This window comes from Mycobacterium asiaticum, from assembly GCF_001673365.1.
Lineage (GTDB): Bacteria > Actinomycetota > Actinomycetes > Mycobacteriales > Mycobacteriaceae > Mycobacterium > Mycobacterium asiaticum_A.
This window is the reverse complement of record NZ_LZLS01000195.1, coordinates 1-19,844: the sequence shown is the minus strand read 5'-3', so window position 1 is coordinate 19,844 and position 19,844 is coordinate 1. Positions and strand designations below refer to the sequence as shown.

The following is a 19,844-nucleotide window of genomic DNA, read 5'->3' as shown; positions in this document are numbered from 1 at the left end:
TTCTCGTCCGAGGAGAAAATGACCATGGTCGACCTGGAGTTCGACGAGTTCGGCACCGGGGTCGCGGTCCTGACCATCGACCGCCCGCACGCGCGCAACGCCATTTCGTTAGAGACCATGGGCCAGCTGGACGAGGCAATCGATGCGGCCGCCGGCGCGCAAGCGCTGGTTATCAAGGGTGCCGGCGACCGGGCCTTCGTCTCGGGCGGAGATCTCAAAGAGCTGAGCGCATTGCGCACCGAGCAGGACGCCGCGGCGATGGCACGACGGATGCGGTCGGTGTGCGACCGGCTGGCAGCGTTCCCGGCTCCGGTGATCGCGGCGATGAACGGCCACGCGTTCGGAGGTGGCGCCGAAGTTGCTGTCGCCGCCGATATCCGGGTGGCCGCCGATGACATCAAGATCGCCTTCAATCAAGTACAGCTGGAGATCATGCCGGCCTGGGGCGGCGCCGAACGGCTGGCAGCGCTGGTCGGTAAGAGCCGCGCACTGCTGTTGGCGGGCACGGGAACCGCACTCGAGGCCGCCGAGGCCGAACGAATTGGCTTGGTGGACTTGGTGTTACCGCGTGCATCTTTCGAGTCGGCCGACAAGGGCTGGCGCTCGGTCGCCAATTCGCTGGCCCGACGTCCAGCGGCCGAGATAAAGCGAGTAATCGGGGGCGTTTCTGCTGATGAGGCGATAGCATCGTTTGCACGGCTGTGGGTTGGCGACGCGCACTGGCAAGCGGCAGAACGGGTCATGAACCGCACAGCCAATCCGCGCCCAGCAGCCGGAGGAGCGATATGACGACCGCCGCAACAAAGCAACTGGGCGTGCGTGCCGGGGCGGCCCTCACGCTCCCGCTGGCCCTGCTGCTGAACCCTGGTCGCGCACAGGCCGACGACCCGCCGATGCATCAGGTGGTCTACACCATCACGGCGAAGAACCCGGTCTACGCCGACATCTACTACCAGGACCAAGACCCAGCGGTGTTTGCCGACTACAGCCACAACCCGTACACGTTCACACCGAATATCCAGGCCGATATCGCGCCGGGAAGGCCGTGGTCCCAACTGGTGATGCTGGCGGATCCGGCCCACTGGGCGATGGTCAGCGTCAGCACCCAGCGGCAACCAGGTTCACCGGGATTTCACTGCACGGTGTCGGTTGACGGCGCGGTTGTCGTGTCCAAGGACGGAGATCGGGGCGCGCTTTGCTCGCTGCGCACCTGGTGAACCACCCAGGCCGACGGCATGTCCGTCATCGGTTGGGGCTCGCCTTCCAGCCGGCGCAGATGCTCTTCGACGAACTCCATGGTCTCGGCATGTCCTCCCGACATGCCCAGGGCCCGTTCGAGTACCAGAAACCGCGACAAACTCGTCATGAGCACGGTCCATACCAGCGGCGGCACATCCTCACCGGCTACCGAATAGCGCTGCAACGCCGCCGAGACGGCTTGGCATTGTTCCTCGCGGAAACGTTCGGCGTAGTAAGCGATTTCGGCTCGCATTTCTTTGCGGTGGTTCGCCAACGCCATGAATTCCATCGATATCCGGGTGAAGCCCGGATCGGTGCCGAACCGCCACAACGCCCACAGCGGCTGCGGCGATTGCAAAATCCGGGCCTGCGCCTGCAGCCCTTCCTCGGCGCGGCGGCGAAACACGGCCAGGAACAGCTCTTCCATGGTGCGGAAGTAGTAATGCACGAGTTGCGGCTTGAGCCCGGCTTTGTTCGCGAGGCGTCGCGAGGTCACCGCGGCATAGCCCTCCTCGAGCATCAACTTCTCGGCAGCATCGAGCAGCAAGCCGCGATTCTTCGCGTCCGGCGCCCCAATCCTGCGGGCCGATGTCATGCCGTCCCCCGTACTCCGCGCTCGCCTCGCGGTCACGCCGATCGTAGCCACCCGAGACCTTGCGGCCCTGCGTGTGACCTTGACCACGACAATACTGCCATGCTAAGCAAGTGCTCAGCAGATTAATTCTGGCGGCGCCAGCTCTCGTCGCCGACTCAGCATTTGGCAACCCGCACTTGGGGCCGGCTTCGGGAGGACGCACGCTATGAGCAATTTCGACACCATCGACTTCTTCACCGACCCCGCACTGGTCCCCGACCCGCATCCGTATTTCGACTACCTGCGCAGTCAGAACCCGGTGCTGCGGCTACCCCACTACGGGGTCATAGCCGTCACCGGATACGAGGAGGCCACCGCGGTCTACAAGGACACCGATTCGTTCTCCAACTGCGTTGCGCTGGGCGGTCCCTTTCCGCCGCTGCCGTTCGAACCCGAGGGCGACGACATCAACGCACAGATCGATGAGCATCGGGAGAAGTTCCCGATGTATGAGCACATGGTCACCATGGACCCGCCCGATCACAGTCGGGCGCGGTCGATCTTGAGCAGGCTGTTGACACCGAGCCGGCTCAAGCAGAACGAGGAGTTCATGTGGCGCCTTGCCGACCGGCAGCTGGACGAGTTCCTCGTCAACGGAAAGTGCGAATTCATCAGTGAATACTCAAAGCCGTTTGCCACGTTGGTAATTGCCGATCTGCTCGGCGTCCCAGAGGAAGACCACAAAGAGTTCCGTGTCGTCTTGGGCGCCGATCGGCCGGGGCGGGTCGGGGCACTGGACCACGAGTCGGTGGGAGTCAATCCGTTGGAGTGGCTCGATGAGAAGTTCTCCTTCTACATCGAGGACCGACGCGCGGAGCCGCGCGACGACGTGCTGACCGCGCTGGCAACCGCGAAGTACCCGGACGGGTCGACGCCCGAGGTGATCGACGTGGTTCGTTCGGCGACGTTCCTGTTCGCAGCCGGACAGGAGACCACGGCCAAATTGCTCAGTGCCGCACTGCAAGTGATCGGCGACCGGCCCGAGATCCAGCAGCAGCTCCGTGACGACCGCAGCCTGATCCCGGGCTTCATCGAGGAGTCGCTGCGGATGGACAGTCCGGTCAAGAGCGATTCGCGGCTGGCGCGCCGAGCCACCCAAGTGGGCGGCGTCGATATTCCGGCCGGCACCGTGGTGATGGTGTTGCCGGGCGCGGCCAACCGCGATCCCCGCCGGTTTGAGAACCCGCACGAGTTCCGTCTTGATCGCAAGAACGTGCGCGAGCACATGGCGTTCGCCCGCGGCGTGCACTCCTGCCCGGGCGGGCCGCTCGCGCGGGTGGAGGGCCGCGTCTCCATCGAACGCATCCTGGACCGGATGGCCGACATCCAACTCGACGAGGCCCAGCACGGTTCGCCGAACGATCGCCGGTTCACCTACGAGCCCACCTACATTCTGCGGGGGCTGAACAACCTGCACCTGACGTTCACACCCCAGTAGGCGCCCCGGGGGTCAGTGAATCGCCAGCCCCACGAAGTAGCTGCCGAACATTCCGGCCCCGATCAGCAGCACCCACGCGTCGGTCAGCCGGCGCAGTACCACCGGGGCTTCCCTGACCTCCATGAACTCACGAAAGATGATGCGCACCTTGATGAGTGCGATCACGATGACGCTCGAGGTAACCACCACGTTGAACCGGAACGACCCATCGGCCGAGTGGTCTATCCACAGATAGGCCAAGGTGAGCGCAGCCAGTACCGCCCACACCACCAGCAGTCTCTTGTTGAAGTTCACCTATCACCTCACCACGTATAACAGCGCGAAGATGAGCACCCAGAGGAAATCGACTGTGTGCCAATATGTCGCGCAGGTTTCGACCAGCACCTGGGATTCCTGGGTTCCGCGCCTTGCCCCGCGAAGCCGGTAGACGATGATGCCCAGGACGACGAACCCGATCAGCAGATGCACAAAATGAATGCCGGTGAGAAAGAAGTAATACGTGAAGAAGTCGTTGCTGGTTGGGCCGTTTCCCGCGTGTACCAGCCGGGCCCACTCAAACACCTTGAAAAACAGGAAGATTGCGGCGAGCGCGGCGGTGACGAAGACGTCCCGCAGCGCGGCCCGGTGAGCGCCCGAACGCGCAGACTGCACGCAGCGCGCCACCGACCAGGAGCTGAGCAGCAGGATAAGGGTGTTGAAGACACCGACGCGTAGGTCCAAATGCGCCTGGGAATGCAGGAATAACTCGGGACTTCGGGTTCGGTAGAAGAGGTAGAAGCCGAAATACCCTGTGAAGACCAGGCTCTCGAACAAAACGAACGCCCACATGTCGGGCTGGCCCGGCACGAACGTGCGCTGGTGACGGTCCGTCGTGGCGGTCATGACGCGCTCACCCGCTTTGCGGGCAGGTCCGGCAGCGGCCCGTCGCCGAAGTCTTCGCGCCGGATCATCCGGAAGAGCATGACGACGAACGTGACTTGATAGATGCCAAAGACCACCATGTCCAGCCACCAGGCGATCTGACCGTTCCAGGCCAACACACCGCGCCCGAAAAGCCAGCACGGCGCCACGACGACTTCTGTGAGTGCGTTGCAGAGGTTGAGATAGCCGAACCACTTTGGAAACACCCGGTTTTTGTCGATCAGAATCGCGACCATCCAGATCAGCGAACCGATCAGGAAAACTCCCATGGTTCCGTCGAAGGACAGGAAGGCGAAGTCGTAAAGCCAGCCGATCACCTTGGGATCGCGCTGCGGCCGCAGCGTTGCGACGATCAGTGCGATACAGAGCAGTAGCAAGCCGGGAAGTGCACTGAGCGAGTAGATGATCAGGTAGGAGTACCCGAACGCGCGGCTGATCGACATGCGCCGCATCGAATACGCGATGAGGGCGTTGTTGACGGCGGTCATGCCGGTGATGGCGAAAATGACGCCGAGGCCCACGGGTATTCCGAGGTGGCGCTCGTGGAACCAACCCACCTGCGTCGCCAGATCCGCGGTGGGTTGCGGCGGCGGCTGGACGCGCGCCAAGACGAAGATCATCGGAAAGAAGAGGTTGTAGAAGACAACGAGCGTCCACCATGCCAGCCACAGTTCGCGCTTTGGGTTGTGCCGCAAATGCCAGGCGATCCGCTGATGCCACCAGCCCGAAGGAGGACCTGCGGGCTGCCCCGCCACGAGCTCCGCCGGTACCGCCGTGGTGCTCACGCGACGTCCAATTCTTCTCCGTGCCTTTGGGTCTCGGCTCGTTCGCGGTACACCGCCTGGGCCAGGACGATGCCCATCACGACGACCCAGACCCCGATCGCGACGTTCTTCACCCAGAACGACAACACCCCGTCCCAGGCCAGCGGGCCGGACAGTGACAGTCCGACGAATGCTGCCGGTGCGAGCGCGGCGGCAATGACGAAGTTGAAGTGGGCCACCCACCGGCTGAATACCGGCCGAGGCTGATCATCGAAATAGATTGCCACGGCCAGGATCACGCTCTGGGCGATCAGAAAAGGAACCAACATGGTGAAGGTGATCCAGGCGAAGTCGTTGAGCAACTGCGTCAGTTCAGGGCTGCGTTCCGGGCGGAAGGCAGCCAACAGCCAACAGACGTTCGCGACGAGAAACAAGCTGGGACCGCCTGCGACGCAACCCAGCATCGCGTAGGAGAAGATTGGCGTGCGGTGTGCCATCCGGCGGATCTGCATCACGATCAGGCACAGAATCGGGACCAGGCACACGCCGAACCAGTTGAAGACGATCATGCTGTAGCGGATCTGGGGGAGGTGCGCCGGGTCGCGGTAAAACGCGGCGACCTGCTCCGCCGACAGACTGGGTGACATCGGCGGATTGAAGCCCGGGAACAGAAAGAATGCCGCGATCCAGACGATCACCGTCACCGGCAATGTCCAGAGCAGGATCAGCTCACCGTCGCTACGCCGCAACCCAACTCGCGACGGCGGCTCAGCTTGGTCTGTGCCCGTCCTTGTTTGTGGGTCCGGCATCGCCGACTCCTTCCCCGTACGACATCGCGCGGCAGGCTCGTCAGCGAAACTAGCCGATCGGCTATTGGAGGTCAATAGCCGATCGGCTAGGCTGCAGGTGTGGTCGAGACGCAGTCCCGGAGCCAGTTCCGCTTCATCCCTCGCACCGCCGCGCAGGTCCGGATACTCGACGCCGCCCTGAAATTGATTGCCGAACACGGCGTCGGGGGCACCTCGTTGCAGATGATCGCCGACGCGATCGGCGTCACGAAAGCGGCCGTCTACCACCAGTTCAAGACCAAAGAGCAGATCGTCATCGCGCTCACCGAACGCGAACTGGGCGGGCTCGAAGAGGCGCTGGAGGCCGCTGAGGCGCACGAACACGGCACCAAAGCCCGCGAGGTGTTGCTGAACAGGGTCATCGATCTGGCCATCGAAAGACGGGGCGCCGCAAGCACACTGCAGTTCGACCCGGTGGTGGTGCGACTGCTGGCCGAGCACGAACAATTTCAACAATTCATCGCCCGGCTCTACGGCGTGCTGGTCCCCACACTGGGCGAAGACGCCAGCGAAGACGCGCGAGTATCAGCGGCCATGCTCTCGGGCGCGATCGCGGTCGGTGTGATGCATCCACTGGTGGCCGATGTCGATGACGAGAGGCTGCGCGCGCAGTTGCTGCGGATCACCATGCGGCTGTTCGACTCGGGTTGAGCAACGGTGGATCTATCGCATTCTGTCCGTTCCGTTTTCACAACGGGGCATAGCGGTTACCGTGCTCTTATGGACTGTGTCAGGCGGCTGGCTATCGCAGCGGCTTTGGTTACCACCGGTTTTGGACTGGCCAGCGCGGCCGCCGCTTCGGCCGATGACCCGCCGTGGCCATGGGTGGGATACCACTGGTGCCCGGGCCAGCCCTTCGATGCGGCGGCGTGGGGCCCGCAATGGGATCCGACCACCTGCCACGACGCGCATCATCGCGACATGGACGGCACAATCCATGACCGCGACTACTTCGGACCCGGACCCTTCCAGGATCAGCCCAATATTCCGAACAACCGGCCCTAGCTCAGGTGTCCCCGCGCTCCCAGACTTTCTTGCCGTCATGGGGATTGCAGACGAGGAAGAGTCCATCCGGCGCCTGCGCCACGTAATACTCCGGGTACTCCACGCACGAGGAATTCTCGACTTTGACACCGACCATCGGCGGGGACCGGAACCATCGGGGCTCATACCTTCTCGGCGATCCGCAGAACATCAATCGCCCCGGTTCCGTAGCGAAAGACACGTAGTAGTCGGCGGTGCCGAACACGTAATAGGTGGTGTTGTCGCATGGTGCGCCAAGCACCTGGTGCCCGGCGATCCCCGGCGTGCAATCGGGGTAGTCGCAGCCGACTGGGTCGGCGGCCGCCTGTGGTGTCGCCAGCCCGCCAAGGGCCAGCAACACGGCGACCGCAGCCACAATGAATCGCACTAGCTTAATTTGCCACAGCAGCACAAAAAATTCATTACCTTGGGCGCAGCCGGTAAGAAAATTCTCCCTTTCGGAGAAGCCATCCCGCAGTCCCCGCCGGCCATGGCACCGACTCCTGTCGGTGATAATGTGACTGACTCGTAGTTGCGGGGTGAGGAGGTGTTCATGCCGCCGCGCAAGCCGTCAGCCAAAGCGCTCGACACCGAGCCAGTCGAGGAATCTGAGGACGACTTGGCCGCGGTGGAAGCGCGCGCCGAGGCCGCCCGCACCCGGGCTACGCTGCTGCGGGAACAAGCCGACGCGGCCGCGGACGATGGAACCGACCCAGACGAAGACGAACACGAACACAAAGACGAAGATCAGTCGGTACCGGCGCGGCGCTGGCGACCGCACCGACCCGGTCGAAAAGCCGCCGCGGTTGCCGCCGCAATCCTCGTCGCCTGCGCGGCGCTGGCGGGCAGCGGTTTCCTGCTCTGGCATCACCACCGCGTCGTGCAGCACGATCAGCGCTCCGAGCAGTTCGCCGCCACCGCGCGCAACGCCGTGGTGACGATGATGTCGATCGACCCGAACAAGGCCAGAGACGACATGCAGCGCTTCGCCGACTCGACCACCGGGCAGTTCAAGGCCGGTATTTTGATGGGTGCCGAGGACATGGTCCGGGCGCTCCAGGAATCCAAGGTGGTCACCAAGGTCAGTGTGCAGGCCGTGGCCGTGCAGTCCATGACCAAGGACTCGGCCGTGGTGCTGGTCGCGGCCAAATCCGAGCTGACCAAACCCGATAAGGACAAGCCGGAAATCCGGACGTGGCGCCTGGTGGTCGACGTGGAGCGAGATGCCGGCGCGCTCAAGGTTTCCAAGATCGAGTTTGTGCCGTGACGGTCTCGAGCAGCGGAACGCGGGTGAAGCGGAGCCTGCCCCGTCGTTGGCTGGCGCGGTGGCGCCCAATTCTGCTGACGGTTCTGGTGGTCGGCACGACGGCCTTCGCTGCCGGTTACTTCCAGCTTGTCTACCGCACCGATATGGAGACCGACCGCGCGGTGACTCGTCAGGTCATCAGTGCCGCCAGCGATGGCGCCGTTGCGCTACTGTCCTACTCTCCCGCCACGCTGAGCCGGGATCTGGCTAACGCCAAATCCCGCGTCACCGAGAATTATCTGCCCTATTACCAGCAATTCGCCGACCAAATTGTCGGCCCATCGACGCAGCGTGCACAGGTCACCACCACCGCCACCGTGGTCCGAGCGGCCGTCTCCGAACTGCATCCGAATTCGGCTGTCGTGCTTGTCTTTGTGAAGCAGAAAACTGCGAGTAAGGAAAAGCCGGAGCCAGTAGTGACATCGAACAGCCTTCGGGTTACGTTGAAAAAGGTCAACGGTTCGTGGCTTATTGAGAAATTCGATAGTGCGTGAACGCACCTCGCGTTTCTCTCGAAGCGAATTTTGGGCCTTACCGGAGAATGCCGGTATGCAGCGCGTCGAGGAGTAGCAAGTGATGCGTTCGATAAGCGCCGCGGTATGCGCGGCGGCGGCAGCCGTCGGCCTGGTCGGTGCGGTGGGGATGGCGCCCGCGGCGCGGGCCTACGACCCCTCGGTGAACGGAACATTCACCGCCACGATGGTTGGCGACTGGGCCAGGACCCGGACCGTGTATCACGACGAAGACGTAGTGCGGAGCACCTGGACTATCACCTCCTCGTGCGCGACCGCCCAGGACTGCAGCGGCAAGGTGGTCAGCGATCAGGGCTGGAGTGCACCAATGGTGATGCACGACGGACTCAATTGGTATGTCAAGCGCGAGATCCCGAACTGGGAGGTGTGTGCGGACGGCACCTCATTCGTCGGCCACGAGGTTTTCTACTTCTATCCGGCGAATCCCGAAACCGGCGACAATGTCCTTGGCTCACCGGTTTTCGCTGGACGGGAACACACCACCGGCCCTAGTGGCGCGTGTGGCACCAACGCCCCGCTATATATCGAGCAACCGTTCCGGCTGGACCGGATCAGCTGAACCGGCCCGTTTGTCGCCGATCAGGTGGCGAACATGTCCTTCCAGGTTTTCGGTGCCTTCGCGGGGATGAGATCCGTCTGGCGGAAAACCTGGCCGTCGGGGGTCATGTAACTGCCGGTCTCGGTGCTGTACTGCGCGAAGGCCAGTGAAGGACCCGATGGTAATCCGTTGCCGCCGAACGCACTCGGCGCGGCTGACGGCCCGCCCGAAGCGGGTGCGGGGGCGGGGGCGGGGGCTGCGCCCGGTGCCATATCAAGTGGCGCTATCGAAGCCACCTCTCCCATCGGCGCCTGTGGGGTGACTCCGGGTGCTACCGGCGCTCCGGCGGGCGGTGGCACCACTCCGGGAGGCAGCGGGGTGCCCTCCACCGGGCCGAAGATCCTCTCCCGGTTCCAGTTGACCCGGTCGTCGGGAGGGATGCCCTGCGCGAGCAGGTTCGGGTCCAGCGGATAGGTACCGAACGCGTGCTGTCTCATGGCCAGCGGAATGAAAGGCTTGTCGCTGTCGCAGATTTCGACGGTCGGCGCGCGCTTGCCGGGATGTCCCATGCAGGGGTAGTTACGGGCGCCCCGCACCCCGATCGGGGAATCCTGCGGCAGTTTGCAGTACAGCCCGTCTGGCGTGTCGATAACTGAGGTGTCCGACGGCGACCGCCACTGACTCGGCGGCAGGAAGCCGACGGTACAGGCCGGCGGGTCACTGATGATGAGATTGAAAGCGCCCGTGGCCAATCCGGACGGGCTCTTGGAGCCCAGGAATGACTGGATAGCGGCGGTGAACGGCGGCAACAGCACCAACACTTGTTCGAGCGAAGCATGGTAAGTCACCCCGATCTGGCCGATCGTGGTGAGGTTCGCCAGCAGCACCGGCAGTGTCGGTTTGATCTGATCGAGCAGTCGGGACGCCTCGTTGAAAGCCTCGGGTCCGCGTTGCAGGACGGTACGTATCTGCGGATCGTTGGTCGCCAACTGCCCGGTGACCCCGGCAAGGCTGCGGGCCCAGCGCCGGATGTCGTCGGTGGTCTGAGCTTGGCTGTCCAGCAGCCGCCCGGTGTCCTCGGTCAAGCTGCGGGCCTGGTCGGCGACGCCGTTGAGGTCCCCGGAGATTCGCGCCGAAGAGTCGAACAGCGAGCCGAAATCGTAACTGGCTCCGTTGAATGCCTTGAACGACTCGTCGAGCAACTGGGTGAGCTTGCCCTGCGGGATGCTGTTGAGTAGCGCGCTGGTCTGATCCAGCACCGGCCCGATCGGCTGTGGCACCTTGGTGTTTTTCGCGGTGATCACCGAGCCGTCACGCAGGTAGGGGGGCGAGTCAGTTCGCGGCAGCAGGTCGACGTACTGCTCACCAACCGCGGAAATGCTGCGGACCTCTGCCTCGAGGTCGGCCGGGATCTTCGGCGAATTATCAAGCCTCATAGTGGCTTTCGCGCCGTGGGCGGTGAGCTCAACCGAGGTCACCTTGCCGATCTGCACTCCGCGGTAGGTCACGTTGCTGAACCGGTAGAGGTTGCCGGACTCGGGCAGTTCCAGTGTGACGGTCATCTTGCCGATGCCGAGCAACGTCGGGGCCTGGATGTAGAACACGACCATCACGAACAGGCCGACGATCCCGACGATCGCGAAAACCGCCAATTGGATGCGGATAAAGCGGGTCAGCATTTAGCCACTCCCCTCCGCTGGCGCGACCGCAGGTGGCAGCCCACCAGGCAGTGGCGCATCTTGATCCGGCGGCGGCGCGGCAGCGGACGGCGGACCGGGCGCCGGTGCGGCAGCGGGCGGGCCGGGCGCCGGTGCGGCCGCCGGCGGGGGCCCGGGCAGTGCGAAGGACCCGGGCGCACCGGGCAACGCGCCATACCGGAACTGCAGGTACTCCGGATCACCGGGCACCGGAACACCTTCTGCGCCTATCCGTTCCCAGTGGGTGCCGCGCAGGATGCTCTTACGCAGACCGGCGTTCGTCAGGTCGATGACGAAATACCCGTTGACATAGTCGCCTCGTATGTAGCGGTCGATAAATCCTTGGGTGAACGGAAAAGTCGGGGCGTAGGAGATTGCTGCGTCCAGATCGGGCCCGACGTCGGCGAGCGCCTTGATAGTCGGTTCGAGGTTTTTCAAGTTGTTGACCAAATCGGATCCGGCTTCGTTGACGAGCCTGGTGGCCGTGTTGCCGAACGTTCCGAGTTTATTTAGCGCACTTGTGAGTCGGGGCCGTTCCCGGTTGAGCACGTCCAGCGCCGGCGGGATCTTGTTCAGCGCTTGGGTGATGACGTCACGCTGTCCGGCGAGTGTCCCGGAAAGGCGGTTCAGTGCCTGGATCGATGAGACGAGGTTGTCGCGCTGCTGATCGAAGGTCCCGACGAACCTGTCGAGTCGGTTCAGCAGCTCGCGAACATCGCTCGCGCGCCCGGACAGGGCGGCGTTGAAGTTGTTGATGATGTCGCCGATCTGTCCCAATCCTCCGGCGTTGAGAACGACCGACAGTGAGGACAGCGTCTGCTCTGTCGACGGGTAGGTCGAGGACCGGTTCAGCGGGATCGTCGCACCCGGTTGCAGCTTGGCTGCGCTCGGCTGCTGACCCAACGGCGTATTCAATTGCAGATGCATCGATCCCAGCAGGCTGGTCTGCCCTACGCTGGCCACCGCGTTGGCCGGAATCTTGGTGCCGGACTGCACCGAGATTTCGACATTGGCGTGCCAGCCCTTAACCGTCATCTTCCGGATGCTGCCGACGATGACATCGTTGATCATTACCGGCGAATTCGCTTCCAGGGTACCGACGTTCGCGATTTCCACATGGTAGACGTTGGAGTCTGGACCGCGTCCCACCGCTCCAGGCAGCGGCAGCGAGTTCAAGCCGCTGAACGCGCACCCGGTCGCCGTGAGCATCACACAGCCCAGTACGCCGAGCACCATTGCGATGCGTCGCAACACAACTCGGGCGGTCATGGCTGCGGCCTTTCCGCGGGCAGAAGCAATTCCGGCACGCTCGCCGGTGCCGGCATCGGATCCGGCGGAGCAGCTGGCGGCACACTTGGCGGCGGCGGTTCGGGCATCGCCGCTCCCGGTATGCGTGCGGGCGGGCCGGGCGGCGGCGGTGCCTCTGGATAGTCACCTGGCAATCCGGTGTAGGCCGACACGGCGGGCGGCAGTTCGGGCGCTACCGGTTTGGGGCCTTCCCCGCCGGGCGCCAGGCGTGGCTCGGTATAGACGACGTTCTTCGGGTCGAATGCCGGTGCCAGGATGGGGTTTACCGGAATCGGAAGATAGTTGAAATTGAAGAAGGTCAACGGGTTGAACACCTTAAGTGCCGGGCTCAGATACAGCCCGCACAACTTGCCGGTCTCGACCGAGGTGACGTTCTCCAGCGCGCCGATCTGCGAGCAGAACGCCCACGTCGGGTTGCTCAGGTTCTGCACACCCACCCCACCGCGGACGTTGCCGACATCCGGGTCGTAGTCGTTGTAGGCGTTGGCCAATGCATTCGGCGCCACGTGCAACACGTTCTGCAGTGCCATCTTGTTGTCGACGAGAATCTGGGTGAGATCGGCCAACCGGGTGATCTGCTCGGCCGTCTGCTCACGCGTGCCTGCGATGAACCGCTGCACCTCCCCGACTGCCACCGAGAGATCCGTTAGGGCGGCATCGAGATTCGTCTTGTTGTCATCGAGCACGCTGGTGAGGGTGGCCAGCCGATCGTTGAACTGCACCAGCTGAACGTTGCTGTCCCGCAACGCGCCAACGAATGTCTGCAGATTCTTGATGATGTCGACGACGTTGCCGCTGCCGTTGGCGAAAATCCGTCCCAGCTCTGACAACTGAGCCAAAGTCTGGCGCAACTTGTCGCCGTTGCCACCCAGCGCGTTGGCCGCGGCGTCGATGAACCGGGACACCGAAGGCGTCGAGACCCTGCTGTTAGGACCGAAATCCGTTGCCAACCGCATCAATTGGTCTTTGATCTCGTCCCACTCGACCGGCGTCGCCGTTCGCTTGACCGGTATCACGGCGCCGTCGGCCATGGTGGGGCCCGCCGACCGGTAAGCGGGGGTGAGCTGGACGTAGCGCGCGGCCACCAGGTTCTGGGCAACGATCACGGCCTTGGCGTCCGCCGGAATCGACACGCCATGGTCGACGTGCATCACGATCCGCGCCTGGGTGCCGGCGGGCTCGATCGATTCGATGGTGCCGACCTTGAGACCCGAGACCCGCACATCGTCACCGGGATAGATCGCGGTAGCGGTGTGGAAGTAGGCGGTGATCGTGGTGGGCCGGAAGAAAGTGTTGCGAATCGCGACTCCCGCGCCGACTACTACGAGGCCGACCAACAGGATCGCCAGCCCGATCTGCAGAACCTTGCGCCGCATCATCGCGACCCTCCGGGGTTCTGGTTGAACGGGAACGGCAGCAGCGATCGCGGTCCGGCGTTGTCCGGCGGCTGCCCCGGGGCGCCGTAGGCACGGAAGCCGAAGGCGTAGTCGAACAACCACTGGAAGAACTGCAGGGTGAACAAGTTCGGGATGAACGGGTTGTAGTAGAACCCGCTCGAGACCGTCTCGCCCTGGGTCAATTCGAACTTCGCCAGCCCGGGTATCGCCTGGGCGAGGTTGTCTCGGTTGCTTTGCAGCATCGCCGTCACGGAGTTCAGCTTGGCCAGCGTCGGCGCCAACTCCGCTTCGTTGTCGTGCACCAGTCCGGTCAGCTGTTTGGCCACCGCCGAGGTGCTGGCCAGTAGCCGCACGATCGCCTGCCGGCGCTCCACCAGGGTGGAAAGCAGAAGATCGGAGTTGAGGATCAAGGTGTTCACTTGCTGACTGCGTTCGGAAAGGATGTGGGTGACGTCGGCAGCGCCCTTGAGCAACTGACTAAGCGTCTGGTTGCGATCGTTGAGTGTCGAGGAAAGCCGGGTGACCCCGTCGAACGTCGGACCCAATTGCGGCGCAATCTGATTCAGCGTCGTGGACAGGGTGTCGAGGGACTGGTTGAGGGTGTCGGTGTTGGTCCCGGCGATGTCGGTCGCCAAGTCTCCGACGGCCTCGGACAGCGAATACGGAGACGAGGTGCGAGACAGTGGGATGACCGACATCGGTCGCATGGTGCCGCTGCCGGTTGATTCCACGGTGAGCACCCGCTGGCCCAACAGCGAGCCCGTTCTGATGTGAGCGGTGCTGTCGGAGCCGAGTTGCACCGCGCCTTTGACGGTGAAGGTGACCAGGACGTCGCCGTTGTGCAAAGTCATTCCGGAGACACTGCCGACTTTGATCCCGGAGACGGTCACGTCATTGCCGGACACCAGTCCTCCGGCGTCGGCGAACACCGCTTGGTATTGAACCGAGGTGGCCCGCTGCAGTAGCGCGTCGGGGGACAACCCGACGGCAATCACAAGCACGATCAGCACCGCGCCGATGAATCCGGCGCGAATGAGGTGTGTTCCGCGGTATTTAAGCATCGGGTTCCGCGCACCTCCCGGTGACCTGGTGGGTCACACCCACTTCCACCGTTCGGTACTGCAGATCCGACACGCGCAACGCCAGGCCGCAGAGGTAGTAGGGGAACCACGCGCCGTAGGCACCGAGTCTGGTCAGCTTGCGATAGTTGTTGGGCAACTTCTTCAGCGACACGTCGATGAGGTTCTTGTCGTTGTCCAGCAGCGGGGCCAGCCGATTCAATTGATCCACCGTGCCGGCCAATGGCGGGCGCGCGCGGGTGAGCAGATCCGCGATCGACGCGGTTCCGTTGTCCAGGGCGGTGATCGCGGCGCCGATGGTGTCGCGATCGGAGCTCAGCCCACTGATCAGGCGCTCGAGCCGGTCGATTGCGCCGGAAAACTTGGTGCCTTCCGTGTTGACGGTGTTCACCACGGTGTTGAGATTGTCGATCAGCGCCTGCACCGTTTCACCGTTGTCGGCCAACGTGTTTGAAAACGACGACGTCCTGGACAACAGCGACTGCAGGGTGGCGCCCTCGCCTTGGAATACCTCGATGAGCGATGCGCTTAACGCGTTGACGTCTTCTGCCTTGAGCCCCTTGGTAACTGGCCTCAGTCCACCCAACAACAGATCGAGATCCAGCGCCGGGGCGGTGCGATCGATCGGGATCTCCGCACCTTCCTTCAGCTGCTGGGTGGACCCGGGACCATCGAGTAGTTCGAGGTAGCGGTCCCCGACCAGGTTCAGATAACGAATGACGGCCCGGGTTCCATTGGTGAGCACCACATCGCGGTCGGCGTCGAACTTCACCAGAACTTTCTTGTCCGCCCGCAACTCGACACTGTTGACCGTGCCGACTCGGACCCCGGCCACCCGCACCGTCTGTCCCTGTTTGAGCCGCGACACATCGGTGAAAACCGCCGAATACTCTGTCTTCGAACCGGTTTGGTACTGACCGAAGATGAAGAACAGCGAAATCGTCAGCAGCACCATCACCAGCGCGAAAGCGCCGAATTTGATGAGCATTCCGCGTGAGCCGCTCATCCGGGTTGTCCTACCTGGAACGAGTTACGCGGCGGCCCGTCGATGGGTCCGTACAGCAGTTGTTTGAGCCCGTCCGAGTTCAGCAGCAATTGCGGGTTCCCATACTCCTGCGGGTTGGCACCGACGTCGGCGACAATGAACGGCGGTGCAACGTCAAAGGGTACGACGGGAAGAGTCTGACACTGCGGACCGCCAGTTGCGGCAACCTTGGGCAGATTGCTGGGGTAGCGATAGCGTTCGGCACCGAAGCCGAGGAAGACCAGCACCTTGATCATCGGTTCGGGCAGGTTCGGGGCGTGCAGGTTCACCAGCGAACCGGACAGACCACACCACAGTGCTTCGTGGTACTCGTTGGTCAGGTTAGTGGTCGGCAACAGCAGATGCAGGGAGTCGGTCAGCCCCTGCCGGTTGCCGCCGATGACCTCGTTGCCGATGTCGGCCAAGCCGATCGAACTGATCAGAAACGCGTCCAGGTTCTGTTGCTCTTCGACAATCGACTTGCTGATCCGGGTCGCATTCTCCGCCGATCGGATGAGGTCCGGCGCCGCGTCGGCGTAGGCATTGCTGACCGCGGGCAGCACCGTCAGGTCGTGATTCAGCGCGGGCAGGGCCGGATCTTGTTTGGCCAGAAACGCATTCAGATCCGACAGGGCCTGGCCGATCTTTTGGCCGCGGCCATTGAACGCCGCCGCTATGGCACCGAGAGTTTCGTTGAGTTTGGCGGGATCGATGCTGGACAACACGCTGGTGAGCTGTTGGAAAACGGTGTTGATCTCCACCGTGACGCCCTTGCCGTCCAGCACCTGGTGGGGCTGCAGGGTCTCGCGCGACGGTTGTTCGGGGGGAACGAACTGGACGAACTTCGCGCCGAAAACCGTTGTCGAGGCAATATCCACCAGTACGTTGCGTGGAATGAGATGCATTGCCGACGGTTGCATGGCGAGGTGCAGAACGGCCTGACCGTTGGGGCGCTCTTCGATCGAATCGACCTTGCCCACCACGACGCCGCGCATCTTCACTTTGGCTTCCGGGTTCATCACCAGCCCGGCGCGGTCGGACACGACGGTGACGGGCACGCTTTCGGTGAAATCACCGCGGAACAGTCCGACGGCGACGGCGACAATCGCCAGGACGACGACGATCGTGGCCAGGCCCATCAGTGGGCGTGCGTAACTGCGCGGCTTCGGTCGGCCGGAGCTGTGCGACCGGCCCCTGCTGCTGGGGCCATGGCGGCCCGCCGGCACATGTGATGTCACTGGACTCTTTTCACCTCCCCCATCGTCATCACCCGGACAGATTGAAGTTGCCGTTGGAACCGTAGATGGCCAAGGAGATTAGCAATGTCACCGAGACGACCACGATCAGCGAGGTTCGCACCGCGTTGCCCGTGGCGACGCCGACACCGGCCGGACCACCCGAAGCGAAGAAGCCGTAATAGGTGTGGATCAACAAGATGGTGATCGCCATCAACACGGCCTGCAAGAACGACCACAGCAAGTCGATCGGGTTGAGGAATGTCGTGAAGTAGTGCTGGTACAAACCGCCCGACTGCCCGAACAGGACCACCGTGGTGAATTGGCTGGCCAAAAACGAAAGGGTAACGGCAATGCTGTAGAGCGGAGTTATGGCCAGCATGCCGGCCACGATCCGGGTGCTGACCAGATACGAAACCGGCCGAATAGCCATGGATTCCAGCGCATCGATTTCTTCGTTGATCCGCATGGCGCCCAGTTGCGCAGTCACCCCGGCACCGAACGTGGCCGCCAATCCGATTCCCGCGACGATCGGCGCCGCGATGCGAACGTTGATGAAGGCCGCGAGAAACCCGGTGAGCGCCTCGATACCGATATTGCCCAGCGAGCTGTATCCCTGCACCGCCAGGGTGCCGCCCGCGGCCAGGGTCAAGAAGCCGACGATCACGAGTGTGCCGCCGATCATCGCCAAAGTGCCAGCACCCATGCTGATTTCGGCGATGAGACGAACGATCTCGCGGCCGTAGCGGGTGACCGCGAACGGAATGCCGCCGATCGCCTTGCCGTAAAACAGCGTGTGATCGCCGATTCGGCCCAGGCTTCCGACCGGCCTCTGCAGTTGTCGCGTCAGACGCGGATAGACGGCTCGCAGCGCCACAATGAGTGCTTACACCTCCTTCAGGATCGTCTGCCCCCGGCTCATCTACTTGGCCGACATTCGGATACCGATAGCGGTGACAACAACGTTGACCACGAAGAGCGACATGAACGCGTACACGACCGTCTCGTTGACAGCGTTGCCAACGGCCTTCGCGCCGCCACCGGTTATCGTCAGCCCCCGGTAGCACGCGACCAGTCCGGCGATCAGGCCGAAAAGTGCTGCCTTGACACAAGAAATGATGACCTCGGGCACGCCGGTCAACAGGGTGATGCCCGCGGCGAACGCGCCGGGATTCACGTCCTGGACGAACACCGAGAAGATATAGCCGCCCAGAATGCCGATGATGACGACCAGGCTGTTCAGCAACAATGCAACCAGTCCGGAAGCCAACATGCGGGGTGTGACCAAACGCTGAATCGGGTTGATGCCCAGCACTTCCATCGCGTCGATCTCTTCGCGGATGGTTCGCGAACCCAGGTCAGCGCACATTGCCGTGGCACCGGCTCCCGCCACGATCAACACGGTTACCAGCGGACCGACCTGGGTGACCGCGCCGAACGCGGCGCCTGCGCCCGACAGGTCGGCGGCACCGAGTTCCCGCAACAGGATATTGAGGGTAAAGCTGACCAACACGGTGAACGGGATGGCCACCAACAACGTTGGCGCAAGGGCGACCCGTGCCACGAACCAGGACTGTTCCAGGAACTCACGCCACTGGACGGGCCGGCGGAACGCAAACTTGATGGCATCCGCGGACATGGCAAACAGCGCGCCAACGGCTTCCATGGGTTTGGAACCTCGCCCCAATACGATGCCCGGGGTCCAGCGCTCCGCCCCCTTATTCCCCATGTGTCTGAGATCCTCTCCGGATCGTGGACTTGACGCTTGCGCCAATTACGGTGTGCGTCAACTCGTTACGGTCCGCGGATGCCACCGTCCGCGAACATCGCGGCGTTATGACACCGTCAGCAAGCGCTACCATCCGCACGCCGACTACTCCGTTCGGTCGCATGAGCTGCCGCCTCCCAGCCATGCCGGCCACCCGGACCCCCACGTCTGGACGCGTTTGGCGATTATGACTCATACCACTCCCGGTGAGAATGGTAATCGCACAACCGTTATCGGCCATTCGCAGTCCTCGAAGCTCTTAGGTAACCGCGCCGGCGGTCTTGAGTTCGATGATGCGGTCCCAGTCGAGTCCCAATTCCAATAGGATTTCGTCGGTTTGCTCGGCGAATCCGGGAGCCGGGCCGGTCTGCGGTGCGGTGACGTCGAACTGCACCGGGTTGGCCACCAGGTCGAGTTCGCCTGCGCGCACCACGTATTCATTCGCACGGATCTGCGCGTCGTCGACCGCTTGCAGGGTGTCCTGCACCGGCGCCCACGGTCCCGCGAGCGTCGCAAAGCGTTCGCTCCACTCGGCAAGCGTGCGGGTTGCGATCACTTTGGTCAAGATCTCAACGGCATCTGCTGTATTGGCCGCGATCGTCTCGGCGTCCGCGAAACGCGGATCGTCGATCAGTTCTGGACGGTCGATGTGTCGGCACACGTCGGCCCAGAACTTGCCGGGCTGCATCATCACCAAGGAGATGTAGCGTCCATCGGCGGTCGGATAGACACCCACCAGAGGGTTGATCGGCGACCCGTGGATGCCGGGTGGCGGTGCCTGCATCAGCTGGCCGAGGTGGTTGGTCAGCGCGACCGTGTGTCCCAGTGACCACAGTCCACTGCCCAGCAATGACACGTCGACGATCGACGGCTCACCGGTGCGCTCACGTTTGAGCAGCGCCGCGGCGATGCCGCCGGCGAGGTTGGTGCCCGAGATGGTGTCACCGTAGGCCGGACCGGGCGGATTGATCATGCCCTCATAGCCCATCGGGGTGATGGTGGCCGCGGTTCCGGCCCGGCACCAGAACGCGGTCATGTCGTAGCCGCCCTTGACTGATTCCGCACCGCGCGGGCCCAGCGCGCTGCCGCGGG

Annotated in this window: 23 protein-coding genes; 8 read left to right on the top strand and 15 right to left on the bottom strand. The window is 63.3% G+C overall.

Features of this window, described 5'->3' with window-relative positions; all coding sequences use genetic code 11:
* Nucleotides 1-24: 24 nt before the first annotated feature.
* Together A5634_RS22390 and A5634_RS27675 are read left to right on the top strand one after the other, a co-directional pair.
* Nucleotides 25-789 carry an enoyl-CoA hydratase/isomerase family protein gene (locus tag A5634_RS22390; protein ID WP_065146249.1) on the top strand — a complete coding sequence of 255 codons (765 nt, stop codon included), beginning with the start codon at nucleotides 25-27 and terminating at the stop codon, nucleotides 787-789.
* Between the two features lie 62 nt (nucleotides 790-851).
* Entirely contained in the window at nucleotides 852-1,217 is a 366-nt protein-coding gene (locus A5634_RS27675) for a hypothetical protein (protein WP_155769668.1), read from the top strand.
* On the opposite strand, the gene A5634_RS22385 is transcribed toward A5634_RS27675, so the two are convergent.
* A complete protein-coding gene (locus A5634_RS22385) occupies nucleotides 1,133-1,834 on the bottom strand; it encodes a TetR/AcrR family transcriptional regulator (protein WP_065146219.1) in 702 nt (233 codons plus the stop codon). The genes A5634_RS27675 and A5634_RS22385 overlap by 85 nt on opposite strands.
* 205 nt (nucleotides 1,835-2,039) lie before the next feature.
* Here A5634_RS22385 and A5634_RS22380 point away from each other — a divergent pair, with 205 nt between their 5' ends.
* Complete coding sequence (locus A5634_RS22380; protein WP_065146218.1) at nucleotides 2,040-3,311, top strand: cytochrome P450; 1,272 nt, start codon at nucleotides 2,040-2,042, stop codon at nucleotides 3,309-3,311.
* A 12-nt stretch (nucleotides 3,312-3,323) separates the two neighbouring features.
* On the opposite strand, the gene A5634_RS22375 is transcribed toward A5634_RS22380, so the two are convergent.
* The 4 genes from A5634_RS22375 to A5634_RS22360 are packed head-to-tail and all read right to left on the bottom strand — an operon-like array spanning nucleotide 3,324 to nucleotide 5,805.
* Nucleotides 3,324-3,605 carry a cytochrome C oxidase subunit IV family protein gene (locus A5634_RS22375; protein WP_065146217.1) on the bottom strand — a complete coding sequence of 94 codons (282 nt, stop codon included), beginning with the start codon at nucleotides 3,603-3,605 and terminating at the stop codon, nucleotides 3,324-3,326.
* A gap of 3 nt (nucleotides 3,606-3,608) precedes the next feature.
* Nucleotides 3,609-4,193: a cytochrome c oxidase subunit 3 family protein gene (locus A5634_RS22370; RefSeq protein ID WP_065146216.1), complete on the bottom strand. Its 585-nt coding sequence runs from the start codon at nucleotides 4,191-4,193 to the stop codon at nucleotides 3,609-3,611.
* Nucleotides 4,190-4,987 (bottom strand): hypothetical protein, encoded by a 798-nt coding sequence (locus A5634_RS22365; RefSeq protein WP_065146248.1) that lies wholly within the window; start codon nucleotides 4,985-4,987, stop codon nucleotides 4,190-4,192. Before A5634_RS22365 ends, A5634_RS22370 begins: the two co-directional genes overlap by 4 nt.
* 26 nt (nucleotides 4,988-5,013) lie before the next feature.
* On the bottom strand, nucleotides 5,014-5,805 hold the full coding sequence (locus tag A5634_RS22360) for a hypothetical protein (protein WP_437340006.1): 792 nt from the start codon (nucleotides 5,803-5,805) through the stop codon (nucleotides 5,014-5,016).
* A 99-nt stretch (nucleotides 5,806-5,904) separates the two neighbouring features.
* On the opposite strand from A5634_RS22360, the gene A5634_RS22355 reads away from it, so the two are divergent.
* Nucleotides 5,905-6,495, top strand: a complete 591-nt coding sequence (locus tag A5634_RS22355) for a TetR/AcrR family transcriptional regulator (protein WP_065146214.1) — start codon at nucleotides 5,905-5,907, stop codon at nucleotides 6,493-6,495.
* 69 nt (nucleotides 6,496-6,564) lie between these two features.
* Nucleotides 6,565-6,849: a hypothetical protein gene (locus tag A5634_RS22350; RefSeq protein WP_065146213.1), complete on the top strand. Its 285-nt coding sequence runs from the start codon at nucleotides 6,565-6,567 to the stop codon at nucleotides 6,847-6,849.
* A 1-nt stretch (nucleotide 6,850) separates the two neighbouring features.
* Here the strand turns inward: A5634_RS22350 and A5634_RS22345 are convergent, their stop codons facing one another.
* Nucleotides 6,851-7,255: a hypothetical protein gene (locus A5634_RS22345; RefSeq protein WP_065146247.1), complete on the bottom strand. Its 405-nt coding sequence runs from the start codon at nucleotides 7,253-7,255 to the stop codon at nucleotides 6,851-6,853.
* A gap of 165 nt (nucleotides 7,256-7,420) precedes the next feature.
* Here A5634_RS22345 and A5634_RS22340 point away from each other — a divergent pair, with 165 nt between their 5' ends.
* The 3 genes from A5634_RS22340 to A5634_RS22330 all read left to right on the top strand — a co-directional run bounded on the left by A5634_RS22340 (nucleotide 7,421) and on the right by A5634_RS22330 (nucleotide 9,265).
* Nucleotides 7,421-8,134, top strand: a complete 714-nt coding sequence (locus tag A5634_RS22340) for a hypothetical protein (RefSeq protein WP_065146246.1) — start codon at nucleotides 7,421-7,423, stop codon at nucleotides 8,132-8,134.
* A gap of 23 nt (nucleotides 8,135-8,157) precedes the next feature.
* Nucleotides 8,158-8,667 (top strand): twin-arginine translocation pathway signal, encoded by a 510-nt coding sequence (locus A5634_RS22335; RefSeq protein WP_065146245.1) that lies wholly within the window; start codon nucleotides 8,158-8,160, stop codon nucleotides 8,665-8,667.
* An 82-nt stretch (nucleotides 8,668-8,749) separates the two neighbouring features.
* Nucleotides 8,750-9,265, top strand: a complete 516-nt coding sequence (locus A5634_RS22330; protein WP_065146212.1) for a hypothetical protein — start codon at nucleotides 8,750-8,752, stop codon at nucleotides 9,263-9,265.
* A 20-nt stretch (nucleotides 9,266-9,285) separates the two neighbouring features.
* Here A5634_RS22330 and A5634_RS22325 read toward each other — a convergent pair whose 3' ends face one another.
* From A5634_RS22325 to A5634_RS22285, 9 genes are all read right to left on the bottom strand, one after another.
* A complete protein-coding gene (locus tag A5634_RS22325; RefSeq protein ID WP_065146211.1) occupies nucleotides 9,286-10,923 on the bottom strand; it encodes an MCE family protein in 1,638 nt (545 codons plus the stop codon).
* Nucleotides 10,924-12,210, bottom strand: coding sequence for an MCE family protein (locus A5634_RS22320; RefSeq protein WP_065146210.1), 1,287 nt, complete (start codon nucleotides 12,208-12,210; stop codon nucleotides 10,924-10,926).
* On the bottom strand, nucleotides 12,207-13,628 hold the full coding sequence (locus A5634_RS22315; protein WP_065146209.1) for an MCE family protein: 1,422 nt from the start codon (nucleotides 13,626-13,628) through the stop codon (nucleotides 12,207-12,209). Before A5634_RS22315 ends, A5634_RS22320 begins: the two co-directional genes overlap by 4 nt.
* Nucleotides 13,625-14,707, bottom strand: a complete 1,083-nt coding sequence (locus A5634_RS22310) for an MCE family protein (protein WP_065146208.1) — start codon at nucleotides 14,705-14,707, stop codon at nucleotides 13,625-13,627. Before A5634_RS22310 ends, A5634_RS22315 begins: the two co-directional genes overlap by 4 nt.
* The gene (locus A5634_RS22305) at nucleotides 14,700-15,731 is read right to left on the bottom strand and encodes an MCE family protein (protein WP_065146207.1); all 1,032 of its coding nucleotides are present in this window, start codon (nucleotides 15,729-15,731) and stop codon (nucleotides 14,700-14,702) included. The genes A5634_RS22310 and A5634_RS22305 overlap by 8 nt, the downstream gene beginning before the upstream one ends.
* On the bottom strand, nucleotides 15,728-16,987 hold the full coding sequence (locus A5634_RS22300) for an MCE family protein (RefSeq protein WP_065146206.1): 1,260 nt from the start codon (nucleotides 16,985-16,987) through the stop codon (nucleotides 15,728-15,730). Before A5634_RS22300 ends, A5634_RS22305 begins: the two co-directional genes overlap by 4 nt.
* Nucleotides 16,988-17,015: 28 nt before the next feature.
* Nucleotides 17,016-17,861, bottom strand: a complete 846-nt coding sequence (locus A5634_RS22295) for an ABC transporter permease (RefSeq protein ID WP_065146205.1) — start codon at nucleotides 17,859-17,861, stop codon at nucleotides 17,016-17,018.
* Between the two features lie 45 nt (nucleotides 17,862-17,906).
* Nucleotides 17,907-18,713, bottom strand: a complete 807-nt coding sequence (locus A5634_RS22290; protein WP_065146204.1) for an MlaE family ABC transporter permease — start codon at nucleotides 18,711-18,713, stop codon at nucleotides 17,907-17,909.
* 298 nt (nucleotides 18,714-19,011) lie between these two features.
* Nucleotides 19,012-19,844, bottom strand: an 833-nt coding sequence (locus tag A5634_RS22285; protein ID WP_065146203.1) for a CoA transferase, incomplete at its 5' end; no start/stop codon positions are given.

Excerpts from the sequence above, each read along its gene's own strand:
- A5634_RS22390 (WP_065146249.1), top strand. The coding sequence starts at position 25 with ATGGTCGACCTGGAGTTCGACGAGTTCGGCACCGGGGTCGCGGTCCTG.
- A5634_RS22385 (WP_065146219.1), bottom strand. The coding sequence starts at position 1,834 with ATGACATCGGCCCGCAGGATTGGGGCGCCGGACGCGAAGAATCGCGGC.
- A5634_RS22380 (WP_065146218.1), top strand. The coding sequence starts at position 2,040 with ATGAGCAATTTCGACACCATCGACTTCTTCACCGACCCCGCACTGGTC.
- A5634_RS22370 (WP_065146216.1), bottom strand. The coding sequence starts at position 4,193 with ATGACCGCCACGACGGACCGTCACCAGCGCACGTTCGTGCCGGGCCAG.
- A5634_RS22360 (WP_437340006.1), bottom strand. The coding sequence starts at position 5,805 with ATGCCGGACCCACAAACAAGGACGGGCACAGACCAAGCTGAGCCGCCG.
- A5634_RS22350 (WP_065146213.1), top strand. The coding sequence starts at position 6,565 with ATGGACTGTGTCAGGCGGCTGGCTATCGCAGCGGCTTTGGTTACCACC.
- A5634_RS22340 (WP_065146246.1), top strand. The coding sequence starts at position 7,421 with ATGCCGCCGCGCAAGCCGTCAGCCAAAGCGCTCGACACCGAGCCAGTC.
- A5634_RS22330 (WP_065146212.1), top strand. The coding sequence starts at position 8,750 with ATGCGTTCGATAAGCGCCGCGGTATGCGCGGCGGCGGCAGCCGTCGGC.
- A5634_RS22325 (WP_065146211.1), bottom strand. The coding sequence starts at position 10,923 with ATGCTGACCCGCTTTATCCGCATCCAATTGGCGGTTTTCGCGATCGTC.
- A5634_RS22320 (WP_065146210.1), bottom strand. The coding sequence starts at position 12,210 with ATGACCGCCCGAGTTGTGTTGCGACGCATCGCAATGGTGCTCGGCGTA.
- A5634_RS22315 (WP_065146209.1), bottom strand. The coding sequence starts at position 13,628 with ATGATGCGGCGCAAGGTTCTGCAGATCGGGCTGGCGATCCTGTTGGTC.
- A5634_RS22310 (WP_065146208.1), bottom strand. The coding sequence starts at position 14,707 with ATGCTTAAATACCGCGGAACACACCTCATTCGCGCCGGATTCATCGGC.
- A5634_RS22305 (WP_065146207.1), bottom strand. The coding sequence starts at position 15,731 with ATGAGCGGCTCACGCGGAATGCTCATCAAATTCGGCGCTTTCGCGCTG.
- A5634_RS22290 (WP_065146204.1), bottom strand. The coding sequence starts at position 18,713 with ATGGGGAATAAGGGGGCGGAGCGCTGGACCCCGGGCATCGTATTGGGG.